At 65.9% G+C, this 19,511-nt stretch carries 16 protein-coding genes; 6 read left to right on the top strand and 10 right to left on the bottom strand.

Translation table 11 applies throughout. From position 1 onward, the window contains the following. Positions 1-14: 14 nt before the first annotated feature. Positions 15-875, bottom strand: a complete 861-nt coding sequence (locus J5M67_RS23465; RefSeq protein WP_207887800.1) for a PhzF family phenazine biosynthesis protein — start codon at positions 873-875, stop codon at positions 15-17. Positions 876-1,047: 172 nt separating this feature from the next. Here J5M67_RS23465 and alaC point away from each other — a divergent pair, with 172 nt between their 5' ends. Further along, the gene (gene alaC, locus J5M67_RS23470; protein ID WP_207887802.1) at positions 1,048-2,265 is read left to right on the top strand and encodes an alanine transaminase; all 1,218 of its coding nucleotides are present in this window, start codon (positions 1,048-1,050) and stop codon (positions 2,263-2,265) included. Between the two features lie 61 nt (positions 2,266-2,326). On the opposite strand, the gene J5M67_RS23475 is transcribed toward alaC, so the two are convergent. Continuing rightward, positions 2,327-2,761, bottom strand: a complete 435-nt coding sequence (locus tag J5M67_RS23475; RefSeq protein WP_207887805.1) for a DUF411 domain-containing protein — start codon at positions 2,759-2,761, stop codon at positions 2,327-2,329. A gap of 201 nt (positions 2,762-2,962) precedes the next feature. On the opposite strand from J5M67_RS23475, the gene J5M67_RS23480 reads away from it, so the two are divergent. Further along, positions 2,963-3,430 carry a DUF4345 family protein gene (locus J5M67_RS23480; protein WP_207887807.1) on the top strand — a complete coding sequence of 156 codons (468 nt, stop codon included), beginning with the start codon at positions 2,963-2,965 and terminating at the stop codon, positions 3,428-3,430. Positions 3,431-3,561: 131 nt separating this feature from the next. After that, complete coding sequence (locus J5M67_RS23485; RefSeq protein WP_152220377.1) at positions 3,562-3,864, top strand: DUF1883 domain-containing protein; 303 nt, start codon at positions 3,562-3,564, stop codon at positions 3,862-3,864. Between the two features lie 3 nt (positions 3,865-3,867). On the opposite strand, the gene J5M67_RS23490 is transcribed toward J5M67_RS23485, so the two are convergent. From J5M67_RS23490 to J5M67_RS23500, 3 genes are all read right to left on the bottom strand, one after another. Continuing rightward, complete coding sequence (locus J5M67_RS23490; protein ID WP_207887809.1) at positions 3,868-4,362, bottom strand: DUF4136 domain-containing protein; 495 nt, start codon at positions 4,360-4,362, stop codon at positions 3,868-3,870. A gap of 82 nt (positions 4,363-4,444) precedes the next feature. Then, positions 4,445-5,530 carry a tRNA (uridine(54)-C5)-methyltransferase TrmA gene (gene trmA / locus J5M67_RS23495; RefSeq protein ID WP_207887811.1) on the bottom strand — a complete coding sequence of 362 codons (1,086 nt, stop codon included), beginning with the start codon at positions 5,528-5,530 and terminating at the stop codon, positions 4,445-4,447. A 124-nt stretch (positions 5,531-5,654) separates the two neighbouring features. Further along, entirely contained in the window at positions 5,655-6,950 is a 1,296-nt protein-coding gene (locus tag J5M67_RS23500; RefSeq protein ID WP_207887813.1) for an NCS2 family permease, read from the bottom strand. A 276-nt stretch (positions 6,951-7,226) separates the two neighbouring features. Here J5M67_RS23500 and J5M67_RS23505 point away from each other — a divergent pair, with 276 nt between their 5' ends. Beyond that, the gene (locus J5M67_RS23505) at positions 7,227-7,718 is read left to right on the top strand and encodes a hypothetical protein (RefSeq protein WP_207887815.1); all 492 of its coding nucleotides are present in this window, start codon (positions 7,227-7,229) and stop codon (positions 7,716-7,718) included. Positions 7,719-7,924: 206 nt separating this feature from the next. Here J5M67_RS23505 and glyA read toward each other — a convergent pair whose 3' ends face one another. Both glyA and J5M67_RS23515 read right to left on the bottom strand, forming a co-directional pair. After that, a complete protein-coding gene (gene glyA / locus J5M67_RS23510) occupies positions 7,925-9,178 on the bottom strand; it encodes a serine hydroxymethyltransferase (RefSeq protein ID WP_207887817.1) in 1,254 nt (417 codons plus the stop codon). Between the two features lie 269 nt (positions 9,179-9,447). Continuing rightward, on the bottom strand, positions 9,448-13,614 hold the full coding sequence (locus J5M67_RS23515; RefSeq protein ID WP_207887883.1) for an EAL domain-containing protein: 4,167 nt from the start codon (positions 13,612-13,614) through the stop codon (positions 9,448-9,450). Positions 13,615-14,006: 392 nt separating this feature from the next. Here J5M67_RS23515 and ettA point away from each other — a divergent pair, with 392 nt between their 5' ends. Further along, entirely contained in the window at positions 14,007-15,671 is a 1,665-nt protein-coding gene (ettA, locus tag J5M67_RS23520; RefSeq protein ID WP_207887819.1) for an energy-dependent translational throttle protein EttA, read from the top strand. 68 nt (positions 15,672-15,739) lie between these two features. Here the strand turns inward: ettA and J5M67_RS23525 are convergent, their stop codons facing one another. Beyond that, positions 15,740-16,036, bottom strand: coding sequence for a hypothetical protein (locus tag J5M67_RS23525; protein ID WP_243434849.1), 297 nt, complete (start codon positions 16,034-16,036; stop codon positions 15,740-15,742). A gap of 214 nt (positions 16,037-16,250) precedes the next feature. Here J5M67_RS23525 and gdhA point away from each other — a divergent pair, with 214 nt between their 5' ends. Further along, positions 16,251-17,585, top strand: coding sequence for an NADP-specific glutamate dehydrogenase (gene gdhA / locus J5M67_RS23530; protein WP_207887821.1), 1,335 nt, complete (start codon positions 16,251-16,253; stop codon positions 17,583-17,585). Between the two features lie 157 nt (positions 17,586-17,742). Here gdhA and J5M67_RS23535 read toward each other — a convergent pair whose 3' ends face one another. Together J5M67_RS23535 and J5M67_RS23540 are read right to left on the bottom strand one after the other, a co-directional pair. Next, the gene (locus J5M67_RS23535; RefSeq protein WP_207887823.1) at positions 17,743-18,102 is read right to left on the bottom strand and encodes a hypothetical protein; all 360 of its coding nucleotides are present in this window, start codon (positions 18,100-18,102) and stop codon (positions 17,743-17,745) included. A gap of 159 nt (positions 18,103-18,261) precedes the next feature. Beyond that, the gene (locus tag J5M67_RS23540; RefSeq protein WP_207887824.1) at positions 18,262-19,482 is read right to left on the bottom strand and encodes an RtcB family protein; all 1,221 of its coding nucleotides are present in this window, start codon (positions 19,480-19,482) and stop codon (positions 18,262-18,264) included. Positions 19,483-19,511 lie beyond the last annotated feature (29 nt).

A 19,511-nucleotide genomic window follows, 5' to 3' on the forward strand; every position in this document is an offset into this window, starting at 1 on the left:
TTACAGGGTTGCGGTCAAGCGAAGCGGTGCAGCAGCTCGGCGCGGGCGAGCAACTGGACGTCACCGCCGACGCGGACCTCGTCGTCCTGGCCGACCTGCACGTCGAGCCGGCTGGGGCGGCCGACGAAGCGGCCCTGGGCCAGGTGGAACGGCTCGCCGCGGCGCGCCTTGCCCAGCTCCACCAGGTAGGCGGCGACGGGGCCGGCGGCGCTACCGGTGGCGACGTCCTCGATGATTCCAGCGCCGTCCCAGGTGCGGCCCTCGCGATTATCCACGTCCAGCACGAACACGAAGGCAGCGTTGAGTTTTGCCAGCTCGGCCGTGAGGTCCGTGCGCTGGCGCACGCGGCCCAGGGCTTCGCCGCGTACCGGCAGCAGCAGGTAGGGCAGGCCGGTGCTGACCACGGCGGCGGGGTAGTCGGCGAGGTCGGCGGCGGTCAGCGAGAAGGCCTCGGCGAACCAGCGGCGCGCGTCGTCGTCCAGCACCGTGCCGAAGTCGGCGGCGCCCTGGTTCATCTCGGCGTGGAAGCCCACGCCACGACGGCGGGTGGCGACCTTCACCGCCTTGGCCGGCAGCTCCAGCGTCCAGAGTTCTTCCTCGCCGCGCTGGTGCAGGTGATGCAGCAGCGCGGCGGCGCCCAGCACCGGGTGGCCGGCGAAGGGCAGTTCCTCGTCGACGGTGAAGATGCGCGCGGAGTAGGTGTCCAGCGAGGCGGACGGGAACAGGAAGATCGACTCGAACTGGCGCAGCTCCTGGGTCAGCGCCTGCAGGGTCTGGGTGGGGATGCCCCGGGCATCGGGGAATACCGCCAGGCCATTGCCGGTGAGCGGTTGGTCGGCGAAGACGTCGAGCTGCCAATACTGTTGCGTGGACATGGGCCTCCAAATGCCGCCCTTGAGCGGCGCAAAGAAAAACTCGACAGCCAGCCTAGCGAGCTATATGTTCGCCGACAAGAAAGCGCTGGTCACAATGCCTCGCTTTCCAGGCCACCGCAGTGGCCGGCGTCGCTCGGACGGTTCCGGGCGCCTACGTTAACCCGAGGACACCATGACTGAACCCCGTTCAGCTCGTCGCTTTGCGCGCATCGATCGCCTGCCCCCCTACGTTTTCAACATCACCGCCGAACTGAAGATGGCCGCCCGCCGCCGAGGCGAGGACATCATCGACCTGTCCATGGGCAACCCAGACGGGGCCACGCCGCCGCATATCGTCGAGAAGCTCTGCCAGGTCGCCCAGCGCGAAGACACCCACGGCTATTCCACGTCCCGTGGCATTCCGCGCCTGCGCCGCGCCATCTCGCACTGGTACCGCGACCGCTATGACGTGCAGATCGACCCGGAATCCGAAGCCATCGTCACCATCGGCTCCAAGGAAGGTCTGGCGCACCTGATGCTGGCAACCCTGGATCATGGCGACACGATTCTGGTGCCCAACCCCAGTTACCCGATCCACATCTACGGCGCGGTGATCGCCGGCGCCCAGGTGCGCTCGGTGCCCCTGGTGCCGGGAATCGACTTCTTCAACGAGCTGGAGCGGGCGATCCGCGAGTCGATTCCCAAGCCGAAGATGATGATCCTCGGCTTCCCCTCCAACCCCACGGCGCAGTGCGTGGAGCTGGACTTCTTCGAGCGCGTGGTCGACCTCGCCAAGCGCTACGACGTGCTGGTGGTGCACGACCTGGCGTACGCGGACATCACCTTCGACGGCTGGAAGGCCCCTTCGATCATGCAGGTGCCCGGCGCCAAGGACATCGCGGTGGAGTTCTTCACCTTGTCCAAGAGCTACAACATGGCCGGCTGGCGCATCGGCTTCATGGTCGGCAACCCGGAGCTGGTCTCGGCCCTGGCGCGGATCAAGAGCTACCACGACTACGGCACCTTCACCCCGCTGCAGGTAGCGGCCATCGCCGCGCTGGAAGGCGACCAGCAGTGCGTGCGCGACATCGCCGAGCAGTACCAGAAGCGCCGCGACGTGCTGGTGAAGGGCCTGCACGAGGCCGGCTGGATGGTGGAGAACCCCAAGGCTTCCATGTACATCTGGGCGAAGATTCCCGAACACTACGCGCACCTGGGCTCGCTGGAATTCGCCAAGAAGCTGCTCAAGGACGCCAAGGTCTCGGTGTCGCCCGGCATCGGCTTCGGCGACTATGGCGATGACCACGTGCGCTTCGCCCTGATCGAGAACCGCGACCGCCTGCGCCAGGCTGTGCGGGGCATCAAGGCGATGTTCCGCGCCGACGGCCTGTTGCCGGCGAAGGCGGAGTGATGCAAAAGGGGCGGCCAGTTGGCCGCCCCTTTCGTTTGTGAGTCCTTGGCCCGGGTGAGCCTCAGTGCGCGGGATAGTCCGCCAGCACTTCACGCTGGCCGGTTTTGCTCAGGCCCACGACCTGGTAGGCGTCATGGCGGTCGCCCATTTCCATGCCCGGCGAGCCGACCGGCATGCCCGGCGCGGCGGCGCCGACCAGGTCCGCGCGCTCGCGCAGTTTCAGCACGTCGGCGGCTGGCACGTGGCCCTCGACGAACTTTCCGTCGATCACCCCGGTGTGGCACGAGCCCATGTTGTAAGGCACGCCGAGCTTGGTCTTCACTGCACTCATGTCCGCCTCGACATGGTCGTTGACGGTGAAGCCGTTCTTCTCCAGGTGCTTGATCCAGTCCTTGCAGCAGCTGCAGTTGGCATCGCGGTGGACGTCGATGGTCAGCGGCTCGGCGGCCTGGGCGGCGCCGGCGACGAGGGCGGTGAGCAGAAGCAGGGTACGCATGGTGGAAACCTCAAGGACCGGAAGCCTGCGAGGATACTCCCCGGAGGCTGGACCGCCCCATCGGCCAGCTGTATCTATATATGACGGAGGTCCCGAACTTGCCGCGTCTTCCGGGGTCTCTAGCTGATCGCTCATGCATCCGCGGCGCTGGGTCGCAGCTGCGGACGCGCTGGAATGGCTATTCGGCCAAGGAGAAAGAGCATGCTCTTCGCCCGTCTCGTCCTGCTGCTACAGGCCCTGGTGTGGGGTGGTCTGGGGCTGCTGTATTGGATTCGCCCCTACGAAATGGCCAACCTCAGCGGTATGTTGCTGATGGAGCCTTCCTCTGTGAGCGATGCCCGGGTGTTCTACGGCGGGCACCAGTTCGCCCTCGCGCTGTTCCTGGTGTTCGCCCTGCGCCGCCGCCTGCTGGTGCGCCCGGCGTTGATCCTGGTGATCCTCGTGCAGCTCACACTGACCCTGTCGCGCCTGCTGATCGCCTGGACCGAAGGCGGCATGGAGGTGGACGCGCAGCTGGCCGGCGTGGTCTATCGCGGAGCGATTTCCGCGCTGGCGATCCTCGCCCTCTACTGGCTGGAGCGGCAGTCGCGCAACCGGACTCCACCGACGTCGTCCAGCAAGGAGCCCGACGAGCCGGAAGAGCACCGGGCGGATTTCGAGGGCCTCTGAGCCCCGGAAATTCCCTGCCACGCGGACGGTGTCCGGATGAGCGGGGTAGCCCAACGCACCCGGAATGCCGGGTTACCCCGCGTGTCATGCTATCGTATTGATTTTGCGGAAGAACCGGTGCGGGGCCAAAGATGAAGTTCGTACATCAACGTGAACACCTGAACGAAGGCGATCTGGTGGTCATCGAGTGCTCCATGACCTGCAACATCCGCCTGATGACCGATGCCAACTTCCGCAGCTTCAAGAACGGCGGCCGCCATGCCTACCACGGCGGCGCGTTCGACCGTTTCCCGGCGAAGATCAAGGTGCCCAGCACCGGTTACTGGAACGTCACCATCGACACCGTGACCCGCCGCGCCATCAGCGTCACGCGCAAGGCCGACTTCAAGTACAGCATCAAGTTCGTCCGCAAGTCGCCGTCCAACTACAGCTGATATTCAGTGTCCGGCGTGCGCGGGGAAATCCTTCAACAGCCGCGCGATGGCGTCGTCGAATACCTGTTGGGTCAGGGACGGATCGTGCAGCTGGCGCGCACCCTGGGCCTGCAACAGCACCTCGCCTGAGGCTTCGTCGAGAATCCGCAGGGCCAGCCGGGCCTCTGCGGAGTCGGTGATCTGCGTCTGGGTGATCACCCCCGCCGAGGTCGACACCGGGCGCTGGACGATCCCGGACTGGTTATCGAGCCCGAACAGGTAGATCACCCGCAGTTCCCCCGAACTTTCCTGGTAGCGATACCCCTTGGCCTCCAGCGCCCGGCGCACGCCGAGGTCGAAGCGGTCTTCGAGATCCTCGCGTTGCCCCGGCGCGTCCAGGGCCTGGATGAAGAAGGTGCTCTGGTGGCCGTCGGCGTTCGGCGACACGCTGACGGTGGCGGGGTCGCTGGCGCAGCCGGCCAGCAGGAGAAGCAGCAGGGGCAGGATCAGGCGGGGCATGGGCGGTACTCGGGTTATTGTGCCCTTAGCCTAGCCCGTTGAACGCAGGACGCCGCCCAACTCTTGGTTGGGCGTTGCCTGATCAGCGGCGGGTCAGCAGCACGCCGGCTTCCATGTGGTGCGTGTAGGGGAACTGATCGAACAGGGCGCAGCGGCTCACCCGGTGGGTGTCGTGCAGCTGGGCGATGTTCTGCGCCAGGGTCTCCGGGTTGCAGGAGATGTACAGGATGTTGTCGAAGCGCCGGGTCAGCTCGCAGGTGTCCGGGTCCATGCCGGCGCGCGGCGGGTCGACGAACACGCTGCCGAAGGCGTAGGACTTCAGGTCGACGTCGGCCAGGCGGCGGAACGGGCGCACGTCATTCAGCGCCTGGGTCAGCTCCTCGGCGGAGAGGCGCACCAGCGTCACGTTGTCCACGGCGTTGTCGGCCAGGTTCGCCAGGGCGGCGTTCACCGAGGTCTTGCTGATCTCGGTGGCCAGCACCTTGCGCGCGCGGGTCGCCAGCGGCAGGGTGAAGTTTCCGTTGCCGCAGTACAGCTCCAGCAGGTCGTCTTCGCGCTGGCCCAGGGCTTCGTAGGCCCAGTTGAGCATCTTCTGGCAGACCTCGCCGTTGGGCTGGGTGAAGGCGCCCTCCGGCTGACGGTAGCGGAAGGTGCGGCCGGCGACGGTCAGCGCTTCATTCACATAGTCACGGCCCACCACCAGACGCTTGCCGCGCGAGCGGCCGACGATGCTCACGCCCAGTTCGGCGGCCAGCTTCTCGGCGGCAGCCTGCCAGGCAGCGTCCACCGGGCGGTGGTAGCAGAGGGTGATCAGCGCGTCGCCCGCCAGGGTGGTGAGGAATTCCACCTGGAACAGCTTGTGGCCCAGGGTCGGCTCGGCCCAGGCGGCCTTCAGGCGCGGCATCAGCTCGTTGATGCGCTGGCTGGCGATGGGGAACTGCTCGATCAGGATCGGCGTGTGCTTGTCGCCCTGCTCGAACATCGCGTAGTGGCGCGCTTCGCCTTCGCGCCACAGGCGGAACTCGGCGCGCAGGCGGTAGTGCTCGCGGGGCGAGTCGAACACCTCCGGTTCCGGCGCGGCGAAGGGCGCCAGCAGCTCGCGCAGGCGGGCGGCCTTGTCGGCCAGTTGGCTGTCGTATTGGGAAGGGTCGAAACGCGGACTGCTCATGGGGCGGGTAACTCGTGTGGAGGCGGCGGCATTTGATGGGTATCGCTTCGCTCCACGCCATCCTACATCAGTGCCACTTGTAGGATGGGTGGAGCGCAGCGATACCCATGCCGCGAAAGAAAAATCAGGCGTTGTACCAGCCCAGCTTGATCACAAACAGAACCGACAGGATCACCAGCGCCGGGTTCAGCTCGCGGAAGCGGCCGGACAGCAGTTTGCAGGCGGTCCAGGTGATGAAACCGAAGGCGATGCCGTTGGCGATGGAGAAGGTCAGCGGCATGGCCAGGGCGGTGACCACCACGGGTGCGGCGACGGTCAGGTCGTCCCAGTCGATTTCGGCCAGGCCCGAGGCCATCAGCACAGCGACGAAGAACAGCGCCGGTGCGGTGGCGAAGGCCGGGACGTTACCCGCCAGCGGGGCGAAGAACAGCGCCAGCAGGAACAGTAAGGCGACCACGAGGGCGGTCAGGCCGGTGCGGCCGCCGGCGGAAACGCCCGCGGCCGATTCGATGTAGCTGGTGGTGGTGGAGGTGCCCAGCAGCGAGCCGAACATGGCGGCGGTGCTGTCGGCGATCAGGGCGCGGCCCATCTTCGGCATGTGTCCGTCCTTGCCCATCAGGCCGGCGCGCTTGGCCACGCCGATCAGGGTGCCGGAGTTGTCGAACAGGTCGACGAAGAGGAAGGCGAAGATCACGCTGGTCAGGCCGATGTCCAGGGCGCCCTTGATGTCCAGTTGCAGGAAGGTCGGCGCCAGCGACGGCGGCATCGACACCACGCCGCCGAACTTGGATACGCCCAGGGCGATGGCGATGAAGGTCACCACCAGGATGCCGATCATCACCGCACCGGTCACGCGGCGGGCTTCCAGAGCGACGATCAGGATGAAGCCAAGGATCGCCAGCAGCGGCTCGGGCTTGGCCAGGTCACCCATGCCCACCAGGGTGGCGGCGTTGGCGACGACGATGCCCGATTCCTTCAGCGCGATCAGCGCGAGGAACAGGCCGATGCCCGCGGCGATCGCCGAGCGCAGCGCCAGCGGGATGCTGTTGATGATCCATTCGCGGATGCGGAAGATCGAAATGATGAAGAACATGCACGCGGAGAGGAACACCGCACCGAGCGCCACCTGCCAGGTGTGGCCCATGTGCAGCACCACGGTGTAGGTGAAGAAGGCGTTCAGGCCCATGCCGGGCGCCAGGGCGATCGGGTAGTTGGCGATCAGGCCCATGATGGCAGAGCCGATGGCCGCCGCCAGGCAGGTGGCGACGAAGATCGCGCCCTTGTCCATGCCCGTCTCGCCGAGAATGCTCGGGTTGACGAAGAGGATGTAGGCCATGGTCAGGAAGGTGGTGATACCCGCCAGGATCTCGGTGCGCACATTGGTGTTGTGCGCCTTGAGTTGGAACAGCTTTTCCAGCATGTTTGGCTCCCCGTGACGCTCTTGCGCCGTTATCGTTCTGGCCGGGAAAAGCAAGGTGCATGCCCAGGTGGGCCCTGCGCCTTTCTTGTGGCCGGCAAAAGGCGCGCATGATACCAGCTCGTCCTGCGCCGGAGAATTTCTGACCGGACCGCCAGCATCCGTTCGTCATCCAGCATAGTAGCGGGTGCCGACCAAGGGAGTGCAACTTGTGCCACGAAGGTGGTCTGACTCTCTATGACCCTGGCCCGACGGGCCCTTCTGCCTGATTCGCATTCGATGAAACGCTCGATACCGTTCCTTTTCACCACGCTGCTGGCCGCCTGCGCCGGTGCTCCGCCGTCGGCGCCGCAACATACGTTCGATGTGCATGCCTTGGCCGAGCAGCCTACGGCCAGCACCCGCACCCTGGCGGACCCGCAAGGCAAGGCCGTGCTGGTGGCAACCCATCCCGCGCTGACCCAGCAGGACGTGCAGCGCGCCGAACTGGCCAGCGTGGCCGATGGCAAGCCGGCGGTGCGCGTGCTGTTCACCCCGGACGCCAGCCAGCGCCTGGCCAGGCTGACCCAGGAAGAGCAGGGCAAGGCCCTGGCGGTGGTCATCGACGGGCAATTGCGTCTATTGCCCAAGGTGACGCGGGTGGTGACCGACGGGCAGGTGATGCTCAAGGGTTTCGCAAGCCAGGCGGAAGCCGAGACGCTGGTACGGCGGCTGAATGAGTTGCGCGATACCCCGGTGCAACCGGAGCAGCAGTCAGGCGGGCAGCCGTAATAAAGGTAGGACGGCCTTCCGGCTTTTGTAGGAGCGAGCTTGCTCGCGAACCGCACAACGCAGGAGCCTGGCTGGAATCCGTTCGCGAGCAATAACGATGGCGTCCCCCCTCGCTCCTACAGGTTCAGCCTGATCCCTGCGGAAGGCAGACATGAAAAAGCCCGGCATCTGCCGGGCTTTTTCGTCGTGCGGTTCGCGGTTCGGGCTTAGGCGCCGTATACCGGGAACTTGGTGCAGATGGCCTTGACCTTCTCGCGCACGCTGTCCACTACGGACTCGTCGCCCATGTTGGTCAGGATGTCGCAGATCCAGCCGGCCAGCTCGCGGCACTCGGCTTCCTTGAAACCACGGGTGGTGACAGCCGGGGTGCCGATGCGCAGGCCGGAGGTGACGAACGGGGAGCGCGGGTCGTTCGGCACGCTGTTCTTGTTCACGGTGATGAAGGCGCGACCCAGGGCGGCGTCGGCGTCCTTACCGGTGATGTCCTGCTTGATCAGGGACAGCAGGAACAGGTGGTTCTGGGTACCGCCGGAAACCACGTCGAAGCCGCGCTCGATGAACACGCTGGCCATGGTCTGGGCGTTCTTCAGGACCTGCTGCTGGTAGGCCTTGAACTCGGGCTGCAGGGCTTCCTTGAAGCACACGGCCTTGGCGGCGATCACGTGCTCCAGCGGGCCACCCTGGGCACCCGGGAAGACGGCGGAGTTCAGCTTCTTCTCGATCTCTTCGTTCTTGCGAGCGAGGATCAGGCCGCCGCGCGGGCCGCGCAGGGTCTTGTGGGTGGTGGTGGTGACCACGTCGGCGAACGGCACCGGGTTCGGGTAGACGCCAGCGGCGACCAGACCGGCCACGTGGGCCATGTCGACGAACAGGTAGGCACCGACCTTGTCGGCGATGGCGCGGAAGCGGGCGAAGTCCAGCACCTGGGAGTAGGCGGAGAAGCCGGCGACGATCATCTTCGGCTTGTGCTCGACGGCCAGGCGCTCGACTTCGTCGTAGTCGATCAGGCCGTTGGCGTCGATGCCGTACTGGATGGCGTTGTACAGCTTGCCGGAGGAGGAAACGCTGGCGCCGTGGGTCAGGTGACCGCCGTGGGCCAGGCTCATGCCCAGGATGGTGTCACCGGCATTGAGCAGGGCCAGGTAGACGGCGGAGTTGGCCTGGGAGCCGGCGTGCGGCTGGACGTTGGCGTAGTCGGCGCCGAACAGCTGCTTGGCGCGGTCGATGGCCAGTTGCTCGACGACGTCGACGTACTCGCAACCACCGTAGTAGCGCTTGCCCGGGTAGCCTTCGGCGTACTTGTTGGTCAGCACCGAACCCTGGGCTTCCATCACCGCCGGGCTGGTGTAGTTCTCGGAGGCGATGAGCTCGATGTGCTCTTCCTGGCGCTGGGCTTCCTGCTCCATCGCGGCGAAGAGTTCGGCATCGTAGCGGGCGAGGGTCAAATCACGGCTGAACATGGCGGTCCTCTTAAGGATCGGGTGCTGGGAAAGGCGCGCATTCTAACCCAAGGTGGCGGGGCTGGCACATGAAAGGCGGTCATGTGGCTGACAAGCGGGGTTCAAGGCCAGGATCGCGGCGGAATTGAGCGCGCTCTGGCACTCAGGGTAGGGCGGGCGTAGGAGCGGACTCCGTCCGCGATCGCTTCCCGGCAACTCCGATCCGGCCGGTGGCACATCGCGGACGGAGTCCGCTCCTACGCATAGCCAGGCATCGCGCGGATGCGCGGTCAGCCCAGCAGGAAGATGGCATTGCTGGCAAACAGCGCCGCGAACTGCTCGGGCGGCACCGGGCGGCCGAAGAGGAAGCCCTGCACCTCGTCGCAGCCGTGCTCGCGCAGGAACTCCAGCTGCTCATGGCTCTCCACGCCCTCGGCGATCACCATCAGGTTCAGGCTGTGGGCCATGGCGATGATGGCACGGGCGATCTGTGCGTCCTGCTCGCCGTGGGGCAGGCCGTCGACGAAGCTGCGGTCGATCTTCAGCACGTCGATGGGGAACTGCTTGAGGTAGTTGAGCGACGAGTAGCCGGTGCCGAAGTCGTCCACCGCAATCGCCAGGCCCAGGCGCTTCAACCCGCGGAGGATCTGCATGGCCTGGGACACATCGCTCATCAGGATGCTCTCGGTCAGCTCCAGCTCCAGGCACGCCGGCGGAATGCCGGTGTCGCGGAGGATGCTGGCGATGCGCTCGCCCAACTGGCCGTCGGCGAACTGCCGGGCGGAGAGGTTCACCGAGATCTTCGGCACCCGCACCTTGTCGCGGTGCCAGGCCCGAAGTTGCAGGCAGGCCTGCTCCAGCAGCCAGTCGCCGACCTGGGCCACCAGGCCGAGCTCCTCCAGCACCGGAACGAACTCCGTCGGCGGGATCAGCCCGCGCTTGGGATGCTGCCAGCGCAGCAGCGCCTCGGCACCGGTCAGGCGGCGGCCGTCGCCGGTGAACTGCGGCTGGTAATGGAGGATGAACTCTTCCTGCTCGATGGCGCGGCGCAGGTCGCTTTCCAGTTCCAGGCGCTCCAGGGCGCGGGCGTTCATCTCGGCCTGGTAGAACTGGAAGTTGTTCTTGCCCATTTCCTTGGCGTGGTACATCGCCGTATCGGCGTTCTTCATCAGCTGGCTGAGCTCGGCGCCGTCCTGCGGCGAGAGCGCCACGCCGATGCTGGCGGTGACGAAGAACTCGCGGCCTTCGAGGGTGAAGGGGCGGGCGAGGCTGGCGAGGATCTGCTCGGCCACCTGGATCGCCTGCCGCAGCGCGCGCTCCCGGTCGCCCTGGCCGGGCAGCAGCAGGGTGAACTCGTCGCCGCCCATGCGCGCCACGGTGTCGTCGTCGCTGACGCAGTGGCTCAGGCGCTCGGCCACTTCCTTGAGCATGCGGTCGCCGGCGGCGTGGCCGAGGGAGTCGTTGATCGGCTTGAAGCGGTCCAGGTCGAGGAACATCAGCACCACCCACTGCTGGTGCCGTTCGGCCTGCAGAAGCGCGGTGTGCAGGCGGTCCTGGAACAGCGTGCGGTTGGGCAGGTGGGTCAGGGCGTCATAGTAGGCCAGGCGGTGGATGCGCCGCTCGCTGGCCTTGCGCTCGCTGATGTCGCTGAAGAAGCAGACGAAGCTGACCAGATCGCCTTCCTCGTCGTGCACGGCAGTGATGCCGACCCAGGATGGGTACAGCTCGCCGTTCTTGCGCTTCTGCAGTATCTCGCCTTCCCAGCTGCCGCTCTTGCGCAGGCTGTCGAGCACGTGCTTGAGCTGGTTGGCTTCCTGGCGGTCGGCGGTGAGCATCCGCGGCAGCTGGTCCAGCACTTCCTCGCTCCGATAGCCGGTGACGCGGGTGAAGGAGTCGTTGACCTGCACGATGTAGCCGACCGGGTCGGTGACGATGATCGCCGCCGTGGAGTGCTCGAATACCGTGGCGGCCATGCGCATCTCGCGCTCGGCGCGGCGCTGCTGGCTGATGTCGCGGGCGACGCCGAGCAGGCCCTCGAAGCCGCCGTGGTCGTCCCACATCAGGGCGATGCGCAGCTCCACGGGAATCTTGTGGCCGTCGGCGTGGATGCAGTCGAGGGTGAACAGCTGCGGCTTGATGCTCTCGCGCAGTTCGGCGAGGCGCGTCGGTTCGCCGATGGCGTCGTGCAGGCGATCCAGCAGCGTGCTGAGCCGCTCCAGTTGCGCCGGGTTGGCGGCGACCTGCTGGAAACCGTGCTGCAGTACCCATTCGGCGCTGTAGCCGAACACCTGCTGGATCGACGGGCTGACGTAGTTGAGCTTGACCTGGGCGTCGGTGGAGACGATCACGTCGCTGATGCTTTCGGCCAGCATGCGGTAGCGGCGGCCGCTCTCACGCAGGGAGTTGTACGCCTCGACGGTGTCGGTGATGTCCTTGGCCACACCGATCAGGCGTGCCACGCGGCCACCGGCATCGCGGGTGAGGGCCTGTTCGCGGATATCGAACCAGTGCCAGCTGCCGTCGCGGTGGCGCCAGCGCAACTGGCTGTCCAGCAGCAGGCCATCGCCCACCACCTGCTGCAGGTTGCGTATGCGCCAGTAGTATTCGACATCGTCCGGGTGCAGGACCTTTTCCCAGAAGCGCTCGCCCATCTGGCGCAGCTCGTCGGTGTTGTAGCCCAGCTGGTAGCCGAGGTTGTGGTTGCTGAAGATCACCCGGCGCGCGGCGATGTCGTGGATGTACAGGGTATCGGGCACCGCGCGTACCGCGTCGGACCAGAACTTCTCGCGCTCCACCAGGGACAGTTCGACCTGCTTGCGCGAGGTGATGTCGGAGAGGCTCAGGGTGACCGCGTGGAAGTCCTGGATCATCTCCGGCACGCGCAATTGCAGCCAGAGGTGGCGCTGCTCGCCCTGGCGCGTCTGGATGCAGGCTTCCAGCTCGATCATGCCGTGGCCGGCCATTACCGCGTCGAGCACCTTGCTGCGCACGCCGTCCGGGCGCATGCCGGCGCTGCCGATGAGGATCTGCCAGGCCTGTTCGGTGGTGCTGACGCCCATCAGGCGCTTGGCGACGTTGTTGATCTCGGTGATGCGCACTTCGCGCAGCAGCGCGGGCAGGCGATCGGGTTGCGAGGCGATCCACTCCTGCAGGTCGTTTTTCCGGCGCAGGTTGAGGTCCACCAGACGCTGCCGCAGCGCCGACAGGTCTAGCACGCAGAGAGCGACGCCGACGCCGTCGAAGATGTCCTGGTAGCGCCGTCGTGTCTCTTCGAGGATATGCAGCGCCTGCTGCTCCTCGGTGACGTCGCGCAGCACCCAGACCTGACCGCCGTGGGGCAGGTTGCCGCGCAGCGTCCACGGCAGTTCCGGGGCGAGGGGATGATCGTCCAGCGGGCGGCGGCTGACCGCGAACAGGCGTGCCTGCCCGGTGTGGTTGACCCGGACCAGCTCGGTACCGCCGCTGTCGGGCAAGGGACTGTCGCCGTTGAGCTGTGCGCCCAGCCCCGGCAGGAGTTCCAGCAGGTGATGGTTGGCGGCCTGCTCGGCCTGGATGCCGAACAGCTGCTCGGCCTGCGGATTGAGGTAGGCCAGGCGGCCGTCGGCGCGGGTCACCACCACCCGCTCGTCGATGGCGCCCAGCGCCTGGGCGGCCTGGCGCAGGCGCTGCTGGGAGTCGGCGGTCAGCGCGCGCAGGTTCTGCTGCTCGCGCTGCAGGCGCAACAGGGCGGCGCCGGTGACGCCCGCGAGCAACAGCAGCAGCGCCAGTTCCCCGACCAGTCGCGGTAGCAGCGTGGTGCGCACGCGCTGCGCATCGAACAACGGGTGCAGTTGCCAGTCGGTGTTCTGGATCGGCAGTCCGGCGAGACTCTGTGCCTGTTCCAGCGGCGAGGCGGCGGCAAGCGGGCCCGGCCGGGAACCACTGGAGCGGCCGAGGACCTTCTGCCGTACCTGGTCTTCGAGGATCCACGGCGGCGCGTCCGGCCGCAGCTGCGCGCTCCAGCTGCGGCGGGCGAGGCGTTCGTCGAGGCGGATGATGCTGTCGCCTTCGCCCTCCACCGTGGCGCGCAGCCAGATGTAGAAGACGCCGCCGTTTTCTTCGCTGAAGGCGTAGTGGTAGGTCTGCTGGCCACCGCGCTCGCGCAGGGCGACGATGAAGGCCGCGTCTTTGAAACCGATGGCGGAGTCGCGCCGTGGCAGGCCGTTGCTGTCCAGGCGGACGAGGCTGTGGAAGGAGGGGTAGATCCGGCGCAGGCCATTGATCAGGGCGGGTTCGCCGTCGACGTCGCCACGGTCGTCGCGCTGCTGGAGCAGGGCCTGGGCGGCCATGGCCTTGAGCTCCAGGGTCAGCGAGATGCGCTGGGCCAGCTGCTCGCCGTGCAGCACCACCCGCTCGCGCTCGAAGCGCTCCTGGCTGCGGAACTCCTGATGCAGCTGCCAGGCCAGCAGGCCGAGCATCAGCAGCACCAGCAGCAACAGGGCGGTCCGGCTCGCCACGCGGCCAGTCTTGGCCAGGGAGTCCGGGGACGAACGGGGAGTTGTAGACAAGGACCTGTTACCTGGCGGCGATACGGCGGAATTCGGCATGGTTAGGATGCCCGGAAGTGCGGCGATGTGCCAGTACGGCCGACGAGCGTCGTTTGCCCTTCCCGGCCCATTCCGGTAGCTTTGCCGCACGCGCGCGGGTGAAAAGCCCGCGCCACGATTCGCGCGAAGTCCCCGAACCGGCCCTTCGCGCCCGCCGGTGGAGGCGCTCCACCGTATCCGGCCAGCAGCGCCGGCGATCCGGAACCTGTGGCAGTGTGTTCCGGCCCATTCCGATCACTATTCATCCCAGAAGTCAGGTATCCATGGCTCAATACGTCTACACCATGCATCGGGTCGGTAAAGTCGTACCGCCCAAGCGTGAAATCCTCAAGGACATCTCCCTGTCGTTCTTCCCCGGCGCCAAGATCGGCGTGCTCGGCCTGAACGGCGCGGGTAAATCCACCCTGCTGCGCATCATGGCTGGCGTCGACACCGAGATCGAAGGTGAAGCCCGCCCGATGCCCGGCATCAACGTCGGTTACCTGCCGCAGGAGCCCAAGCTCGATCCGCAGGCCACCGTGCGTGACATCGTCGAAGAAGCCGTAGGCCAGATCAAGCAGGCCCAGGCCCGCCTGGACGAAGTCTATGCCGCCTACGCCGAGCCGGACGCCGACTTCGACGCCCTGGCCGCCGAACAGGCCAAGCTGGAAGCCATCCTCCAGGCTTCCGACGGCCACAACCTGGAGCGTCAGCTGGAAGTCGCCGCCGACGCCCTGCGCCTGCCGCCGTGGGACGCGAAGATCGAGCACCTCTCCGGTGGTGAAAAGCGCCGCGTGGCCCTGTGCCGCCTGCTGCTGTCTGCTCCGGACATGCTGCTGCTGGACGAACCGACCAACCACCTGGACGCCGACTCCGTCGCCTGGCTGGAACACTTCCTCCATGACTTCCCGGGCACTGTAGTCGCGATCACCCACGACCGCTATTTCCTGGACAACGTCGCCGGCTGGATCCTGGAACTGGACCGTGGCCACGGCATCCCGTTCGAGGGCAACTACTCCGGCTGGCTGGAATCCAAGGCCAACCGCCTGGCCCAGGAAGCCAAGCAGGAAGCCTCCCACGCCAAGGCCATGAAGGCCGAACTGGAATGGGTGCGCCAGGGCGCCAAGGGCCGCCAGGCCAAGTCCAAGGCCCGCCTGCAGCGCTTCGAGGAACTGCAATCGCAGGAATTCCAGAAGCGCAGCGAGACCAACGAGATCTACATCCCGGCCGGTCCGCGCCTGGGCGACAAGGTCATCGAGCTGCACAATGTCACCAAGGGCTACGGCGAGCGCGTGCTGATCGACAACCTGTCGCTGAGCATTCCCAAGGGCGCCATCGTCGGCGTGATCGGCGGCAACGGTGCGGGTAAATCCACCCTGTTCCGCATGCTGACCGGCAAGGAACAACCGGACTCGGGCACCATCGAGATCGGCGAAACCGTGCAGATCGCCAGCGTCGACCAGAGCCGCGAGATCCTCGAAGGCAACAAGACCGTCTGGGAGCAGGTTTCCGACGGCTTCGAGCAGATCAAGATTGGCAACTACGAAGTCCCGTCGCGCAGCTATGTCGGCCGCTTCAACTTCAAGGGCGGCGACCAGCAGAAGTTCGTCAAGGACCTCTCCGGTGGTGAGCGCGGCCGCCTGCACCTGGCCCTGACCCTGAAGCAGGGCGGCAACGTGCTGCTGCTCGACGAACCGTCCAACGACCTCGACGTGGAAACCCTGCGTGCGCTGGAAGAAGCGCTGCTGGACTTCCCCGGCGCCGCCATCGTGATTTCCCACGATCGCTGGTTCCTGGACCGTATCGCCACCCACATCCTCTCCTACGAGGACGACGGCAAGGTGACCTTCTTCGAAGGCAACTACACCGAGTTCGAAGCCGATCGTAAAAAACGCCTGGGCGACGCTGCCTCGCAGCCGCACCGCGTGCGTTACAAGAAGCTGGCGTAAGCCGCTTCCTGACGAGAACGGGGCCTTCGGGCCCCGTTTTCATTTCCGCGTTTTTCCCATCCGATGCTTCAACGGCTGCGCTTGAGATCGTCCAGTGCGCGCTGTTGCTCATCCAGGCGACGCTCCAGCTTGTCGATCAGCCGCGCCTGGTCCTCCAGAGTACGCTGCTGCGCTTCGAGCTGCCGGGTCATGCGCTTGAGGTCATCGGTGTTGAAGTCCGATTTGTGGAGGGTCTCGCTGTCGAAGGTGTCGGCCACCAGCAGTGGCCCGGACTGGGTGAAGTTGTCCAGCTTCATGGCCGCCTGGGCTGGCAAGGCGAGGCAGCAGGCGAGCGTGGCGAGGACTGCGATGGGACGGAGGATCATCGGGGCATCCTGATGGCGGAAATGGATTGGTGTAATTCCCTATTGATTTTGTATACAAAAATCTGTTTTTCTGCCATTCCGGCAAGGATGCAATTTATATTTTTGCACCAAAAAGATTCAGAAAAGCGTCACCTTGCACTATCTGTGTGCGTTTCAGCTTGTTAGAGTCTGCCGGCAAAAAGCATCACATAACCAGAAAAGTACCGGTGTAGACATGACGCAATCCGTTGACTCCTTCCTCGAGCGCCTCAAGCGGCGCGACCCCGATCAGCCCGAGTTCCACCAGGCGGTGGAAGAGGTGCTGCGCTCCCTCTGGCCGTTCCTCGAAGCCAACCCGCATTACCTGCAGGCTGGCATCGTCGAGCGCATCGTCGAACCCGAACGCGCGATCCTGTTCCGCGTGCCGTGGGTCGATGACGCCGGGCGCGTACGAGTCAACCGTGGCTTCCGCGTGCAGATGAGCAGTGCCATCGGCCCATACAAGGGCGGCCTGCGCTTCCACCCGTCGGTGAACCTGGGCGTGCTCAAGTTCCTGGCCTTCGAGCAGGTATTCAAGAACTCCCTGACCTCGCTGCCCATGGGCGGCGGCAAGGGCGGCTCGGACTTCGACCCCAAGGGCAAGAGCGATGCCGAAGTCATGCGCTTCTGCCAGTCGTTCATGAGCGAACTGTTCCGCCACGTCGGCGCAGACCTCGACGTGCCGGCCGGCGACATTGGCGTGGGCGCCCGTGAGATCGGCTACCTGTTCGGCCAGTACAAGCGCCTGTCCAACGAGTTCACCTCGGTACTGACCGGCAAGGGCCTGGCCTACGGCGGCAGCCTGATCCGTCCGGAAGCCACCGGCTACGGCTGCGTGTACTTCGCCCAGGAAATGCTCAAGGCACGCAACAGCGGTTTCGACGGCCAGCGCGTGGCGATCTCCGGTTCCGGCAACGTCGCCCAGTATGCGGCGCAGAAAGTGATGGAACTGGGCGGCAAGGTGATCTCGCTGTCCGACTCCGAAGGCACCCTGTTCGCCGAAGCCGGGCTGACCCTGGAACAGTGGGAAGAAGTCATGGAGCTGAAGAACGTCCGTCGCGGCCGCCTCAGCGAAATGACCGGTCCCGGCCTGCGCTTCCTGGCCGGCCAGCGTCCGTGGGCGCTCGCCTGCGACATCGCGCTGCCCTGCGCCACCCAGAACGAGCTGGACGCCAACGATGCACGCACCCTGCTGGCCAACGGCTGCATCTGCGTCGCCGAAGGCGCCAACATGCCGTCGACCCTGGAGGCTGTGGATATCTTCATCGAGGCCGGCGTCCTTTATGCGCCGGGCAAGGCATCCAACGCCGGCGGCGTGGCCACCAGCGGTCTGGAAATGAGCCAGAACTCCATGCGCCTGGCGTGGACCGCCGGTGAGGTGGATCAGCGTCTGCACAGCATCATGCAGAACATCCACCATGCCTGCGTCTCCTACGGCGAAGAGAATGGCCGGATCAACTACGTGAAGGGCGCCAACATCGCCGGCTTCGTGAAAGTCGCCGACGCCATGCTGGCCCAGGGCGTGGTCTGATCTCCCTGGCAGCATGAAAAAACGGGCCCGATGGGCCCGTTTTTCGTTTAAGGATGTCTTGTTCTCGTAGAAGCGGACTTCGTCCGCGATAGCCCAAGCGAAAGAGCATCGCGGACGGAGTCCGCTCCTACGGCTCGGCATTTGCGATAGCGCCACTTCACTCGCCGCGCAGGGCGCGTCCCAGCACGCGGTCCTTCTCCTGCTCCCACTCGTGGTCACGATCGCTTTGCCGCTGCGACTCGTAGTGCTGGCGTTCCTGGCTGACGTACTGGCCCTGGCATTGCTGGAAACCATCGCTCCAGCCCAGGGCGTACTGCTTGTCCGCCAGGTAGCGCGGCACGTTCTTGCGGAACTCGCCGGTGATGGCGCCCGCCGCCTGACGCCCACTTCCGCAACCGTCGTCGAAGCCGTCGGCGTAGGCGGGCGGGTAGCCCTGGGCGATGAGCATCTGGTGGGTGGTCTCGCAGCCGGCCAGCGGTGCGAGCAGAAGCAGGATGAAGATGGCGCGGGGCGCCATGGGAACTCCCGTGTGCCGAAAGGCGGGCGCACACGCCGGACAGAAAGGCATGCCACCGACCGGGTGGCATGCTGGCAATCTAGGTGGCGGGGCGTGAGGAAAGCGTCAAGCCGGTGTGATCGCGATGTATTGCGGTCTTTTCGTCCGATGATTTCCGCCTCACCCCTTCACGCACACCACCTGGCGCAGGGTATGCAGCACTTCCACCAGATCGCGCTGGGCGGCCATCACGGCGTCGATGTCCTTGTAGGCCATCGGGATCTCATCGATCACGTCCTTGTCCTTGCGGCACTCGACATGGGCGGTGGCGCGCACCTGGTCCGCCACGGTGAACAGCTTCTTCGCGCGCGTCCGGCTCATGGTCCGGCCGGCACCGTGGCTGCACGAGCAGAACGCCTCCTCGTTGCCCAGTCCGCGGACGATGAAGCTCTTGGCACCCATCGACCCCGGAATGATGCCGAGCTGGCCCTTCTGTGCGGACACCGCGCCCTTGCGCGTCACCAGCACCTCTTCACCGAAGTGGCGTTCCTTCTGCACGTAGTTGTGGTGGCAGTTCACCGCTTCCAGGCTGGCCTCGAACGGCTTGCGGATCACCTGCCGTGCCGCGGCGATCACCGCGCGCATCATCAGCTCGCGGTTTTGCCGGGCAAAATCCTGGGCCCAGCCCACGGCTTCCACATAGTCGTCGAAGTGCCGGCTGCCCTCCTCGAAGTACGCCAGGTCGCGGTCCGGCAGGTTGGTGATGTGCTGGCGCATGTCCGCCTGGGCCAGTTCGATGAACAGGTTGCCGATGGCGTTGCCCACGCCGCGTGACCCGCTGTGCAGCATGAACCAGACGCGGTCTGCCTCGTCGAGGCAGACTTCGATGAAATGGTTGCCGGTGCCGAGGGTCCCCAGGTGGTGGCGGTTGTTGGTTTTCTCCAGCTTAGGGTACTTGGCGGTGATCGCCTTGAAGCGGCCGGCCAGCGCCCTCCACGCGTCATCGGCGTGATCCGGCACATGCTCCCAGGCGCCCTGGTCGCGGCGGCCGAAGGTCTTGCCGTGGGGCACGGCCTTTTCGATGGCCGTGCGCAGGCGGTGCAGGTTGTCCGGCAGGTCGGCGGCCATCAGCGAGGTACGTGCCGCGATCATCCCGCAGCCGATATCCACGCCCACGGCGGCAGGGATGATGGCGCCCTTGGTCGGGATCACGCTGCCGATGGTCGAGCCCTTGCCCAGGTGCACGTCCGGCATCACGGCCAGGTGCTTGAAGATGAAGGGCATCTTCGCGGTGTTCATCAATTGCTGGCGAGCGTCTTCCTCGACCGGTACGCCCTGGGTCCAGAGCTTGATCGGCTTGCTTTTGGCAACTTCCAGCAGTTGGTAGGTCTTGCTGTTCATCAGGGGTTCCGGCGTTCACGCGACTCCCC

The organism is Pseudomonas sp. 30_B, assembly GCF_017491605.1.
Classification (GTDB): Bacteria; Pseudomonadota; Gammaproteobacteria; order Pseudomonadales; family Pseudomonadaceae; genus Pseudomonas.

Excerpts from the sequence above, each read along its gene's own strand:
- J5M67_RS23515 (WP_207887883.1), bottom strand. The coding sequence starts at position 13,614 with ATGCTCGGCCTGCTGGCCTGGCAGCTGCATCAGGAGTTCCGCAGCCAG.
- trmA (WP_207887811.1), bottom strand. The coding sequence starts at position 5,530 with ATGAGCAGTCCGCGTTTCGACCCTTCCCAATACGACAGCCAACTGGCC.
- J5M67_RS23500 (WP_207887813.1), bottom strand. The coding sequence starts at position 6,950 with ATGCTGGAAAAGCTGTTCCAACTCAAGGCGCACAACACCAATGTGCGC.
- J5M67_RS23505 (WP_207887815.1), top strand. The coding sequence starts at position 7,227 with ATGAAACGCTCGATACCGTTCCTTTTCACCACGCTGCTGGCCGCCTGC.
- J5M67_RS23540 (WP_207887824.1), bottom strand. The coding sequence starts at position 19,482 with ATGAACAGCAAGACCTACCAACTGCTGGAAGTTGCCAAAAGCAAGCCG.
- J5M67_RS23490 (WP_207887809.1), bottom strand. The coding sequence starts at position 4,362 with ATGCCCCGCCTGATCCTGCCCCTGCTGCTTCTCCTGCTGGCCGGCTGC.
- J5M67_RS23465 (WP_207887800.1), bottom strand. The coding sequence starts at position 875 with ATGTCCACGCAACAGTATTGGCAGCTCGACGTCTTCGCCGACCAACCG.
- glyA (WP_207887817.1), bottom strand. The coding sequence starts at position 9,178 with ATGTTCAGCCGTGATTTGACCCTCGCCCGCTACGATGCCGAACTCTTC.
- J5M67_RS23485 (WP_152220377.1), top strand. The coding sequence starts at position 3,562 with ATGAAGTTCGTACATCAACGTGAACACCTGAACGAAGGCGATCTGGTG.
- J5M67_RS23525 (WP_243434849.1), bottom strand. The coding sequence starts at position 16,036 with ATGATCCTCCGTCCCATCGCAGTCCTCGCCACGCTCGCCTGCTGCCTC.
- ettA (WP_207887819.1), top strand. The coding sequence starts at position 14,007 with ATGGCTCAATACGTCTACACCATGCATCGGGTCGGTAAAGTCGTACCG.
- J5M67_RS23475 (WP_207887805.1), bottom strand. The coding sequence starts at position 2,761 with ATGCGTACCCTGCTTCTGCTCACCGCCCTCGTCGCCGGCGCCGCCCAG.
- J5M67_RS23480 (WP_207887807.1), top strand. The coding sequence starts at position 2,963 with ATGCTCTTCGCCCGTCTCGTCCTGCTGCTACAGGCCCTGGTGTGGGGT.
- alaC (WP_207887802.1), top strand. The coding sequence starts at position 1,048 with ATGACTGAACCCCGTTCAGCTCGTCGCTTTGCGCGCATCGATCGCCTG.
- gdhA (WP_207887821.1), top strand. The coding sequence starts at position 16,251 with ATGACGCAATCCGTTGACTCCTTCCTCGAGCGCCTCAAGCGGCGCGAC.
- J5M67_RS23535 (WP_207887823.1), bottom strand. The coding sequence starts at position 18,102 with ATGGCGCCCCGCGCCATCTTCATCCTGCTTCTGCTCGCACCGCTGGCC.